This window comes from Burkholderia alba, assembly GCF_034721475.1.
Taxonomy (GTDB): Bacteria; Pseudomonadota; Gammaproteobacteria; order Burkholderiales; family Burkholderiaceae; genus Burkholderia; species Burkholderia alba.
Genome location: NZ_JAWJWL010000108.1, coordinates 1 through 2,821, shown reverse-complemented (window position 1 = coordinate 2,821; position 2,821 = coordinate 1). Strand labels below are relative to the sequence as shown.

Sequence of the window (2,821 nt, the reverse complement as noted above, 5' to 3'; positions counted from 1 at the left end):
GCCGCCCACTTCCGGTCGCGGGTCGCGGCATGGCAAGCCGCGTACGCGGATCGCGATCCGCGACCGGGAAAGCGCGCTGGCACTCGCGAAACATCGATTCGACAGGCGATGCGGTTTCGTCAACCGGATCGATTCATGCGGAACCCATGAAACCCGCTCGAACCGGCTGTCGCGGTACCCCATCGATATTCGGGCTCCCGCCGGACGATCTCGGCCGGGTCGCGCCGCGCGGCGTTCGGTACGGTATCGCTGCGCGATCGGGACAGTATTGTTTCGAGCACACTTCCATCGGGAAGGAGGAAAGATCAACAACGGATAACGGTGGCCCCCGATAGGCGGATTAGGTTGTTTCTTGTCATGACTTTCAGGTTAATGATTAGGAGTGCAACATGACGTCGAAGAAAAATCCATTACTTTTAGTCGCATCGCTACTTGCCGCATCGGCAGGCGGCAACGCTGTCGCCCAGGCGACGGGGGACGATCCCCTGTTCGTCTATCAGTGGCATCTGCAGAACACGGGACAGGCGGTCATCGGGGATACCCGGCCCGTCGCCAAGGTGGATCTGGATTTGACGGATCTGCACGCGAGAAACATTCGCGGCAACGGCGTGATCGTCGGCGTGGTCGACGATGGCCTCGAAATTCGTCATGAGGATCTGGCGGGCAACGTCGTGCCGGGCGGTTCGAAGAACTTCGTCGACGGTTCGAACGACCCGACGCCCGTCAACGGCAACGACGAACACGGAACGGCCGTGACCGGCATCATCGGCGCGATCGGCTGGAACGGCAAGGGCGGGCGCGGCGTCGCGCCGGAGGCGCGTCTGAAGGGCTTCAATTTCCTGTCCACCGACGCCGATGGTCTCGACGCCAGTCAGGACACCAATATCCGCTATTCCTGGGGTAACGGCCTGGAGTCGAAGGATGTCGAGGTGTACAACAATAGCTGGGGGTCGGCGCCCAGGAGTTATCCGGCGATATCGCTGGCGGAGCAGGGATCCTGGGAGAAGCTGATGCTGTCCACCCGCAAGGGCAGGGGCGGCATCTATGTGAAGGCCGCCGGGAACAACTTCAACAATCATCGGGTTCGCACCGCGTTGGGCCTGACCGATCTGTGCCCGGAGCAGACCAAGANTATCGCTGGCGGAGCAGGGATCCTGGGAGAAGCTGATGCAGTCCACCCGCAAGGGCAAGGGCGGCATCTATGTCAAGGCGGCGGGAAACAACTTCAATAATCATCAAGTTTTCTTTGGGCTAATCGAACTGTGTACTGACCAGGCAAAATCGTTGAAGGTCAGCTGCGTTTCGTCCTCCACGGACCCGTTCAACAACTTCATCGGCACGATTACCGTGGCCGCGGTCAACGCCAAGGGCGTGCGTTCGTCGTATTCCTCCGCGGGCGCATCGATCTGGGTGTCGGGAATCGGCGGGGAGTTCGGCGTCCAGAAAGCGTATTTCCCCGATCTGAGCAACATCGCCGATTTCGCGAAGCCGACCTATTACGATCCGGCGATCGTCACCACGGACCTGAGCGGCTGCGCGCGAGGTTCCAATGCCGACCGGAAGGACGGCACGGTCTATAACGCACTGGATACGAGCAAATCCAGGATCGACGCGTCGTGTAACTATTGGGCGCGGATGAACGGCACCTCGGCGGCAACGCCGACGGTATCGGGCGTGGTCAGCTTGATGCTGGCGGCGAATCCGAAGCTGAGCCAGCGCGACGTGAAGTACATCCTGGCCAGCACCGCGCGGCAGATCGACCTGTTGCAGTCGAAGGCCGTCTACAACGGCGCGATACTCGACCCCGGCTGGTTGACCAACGCGGCGGGCCATCACTTCAGCAACTGGTACGGGTTCGGCCTGGTGGACGCCACCGAGGCGGTGAAGAAGGCGCAGAAATTCAAATCGCTGCCGGCGATGCAGGACAGCGGCTGGCTGGCGTCGGCGAGCGCGGGGAGTCCGATCGGCGGAATCGGCAATCCGGCCGAGATGGCCGTGAGCATCGACCGCAAGTTCAAGGTCGAAGCCGTGCAGATCAGCTTCCGCACCACGCACAAGACGCCGGCGAATCTGCGGGCGACCCTGACGTCCCCGGACGGCACGAAGAGCTACGTACTGACGCCCTTCTCGACGCTCTCGCCGATTGCGTCGGGCGATGGCTTCGAGGTGCCCTTGACCTCCAGCAATGCCTTCCTGGACGAGACCTCGCTCGGTGACTGGAAGCTCCAGCTGACCGACGTGGTCGATGCCGGCGGGACGGCCAAGCTGCAGGCCTTTAAAATTCGCGTAGTGGGGTACTGATCATGAAGACGACTCTTTTCTGCTTCGTCATGGCGGCGGCCGTGATGGCGATGTCTGCCGCGCATGCGCAGACCACCCAGTCGGAGGCGCTGCAAAAGGCGGCGGTCGGCGCGCGCTTCCAGATCGGCGACACGAGCTTCCGTCTGGTGCCCGGCGCCGTGGTTCAGCGCGCCGCCGGCCCGTCGCCGGACGCCTCGGGCAAGAGCGGCATGCGCGCGGCGGGCGCCGCCGGCGGCAACGGGGCCGTGGCACAAGTGGGCCCATACGCGATCGTGCTGCCCGGAGCCGGCGCCCTCGGTGCGCAAGGCGCCACCGTGGGCGGCGCGGCGAAGAGCGCCGGGCTGGCCGTGGCGATCAACGAGCGTTCCGGCGAGGCCGTGCTGGTGCCGCCCCGGCTGAAGCTGTTCGTGACGAACGCGGGCCTCGTGGACACGGTGGCCAAACAGACCGGCGGTCAGGCGGTTTATGCGTCCGGTGTCGATGGCAGCGGGGTGATCAAGTACGGTTCCCTCGATCTCGC

3 protein-coding genes are annotated in these 2,821 nt (G+C 63.7%); all 3 read left to right on the top strand.

The annotated features are described in order from the left end of the window. The first annotated feature begins 389 nt into the window (after nucleotides 1-389). The gene (locus RZR99_RS32525; RefSeq protein ID WP_323123789.1) at nucleotides 390-1,232 is read left to right on the top strand and encodes a S8 family serine peptidase; all 843 of its coding nucleotides are present in this window, start codon (nucleotides 390-392) and stop codon (nucleotides 1,230-1,232) included. Then, the gene (locus RZR99_RS32520; RefSeq protein ID WP_323123788.1) at nucleotides 1,168-2,301 is read left to right on the top strand and encodes a S8 family serine peptidase; all 1,134 of its coding nucleotides are present in this window, start codon (nucleotides 1,168-1,170) and stop codon (nucleotides 2,299-2,301) included. Before RZR99_RS32525 ends, RZR99_RS32520 begins: the two co-directional genes overlap by 65 nt. Before the next feature lie 2 nt (nucleotides 2,302-2,303). Next, a partial coding sequence (locus RZR99_RS32515) for a hypothetical protein (RefSeq protein ID WP_323123787.1) occupies nucleotides 2,304-2,821 on the top strand: 518 nt, incomplete at its 3' end.

What these genes read in the sequence shown, in the direction of transcription:
- RZR99_RS32520 (WP_323123788.1), top strand. Translation starts at nt 1,168, where the DNA reads ATGCAGTCCACCCGCAAGGGCAAGGGCGGCATCTATGTCAAGGCGGCG.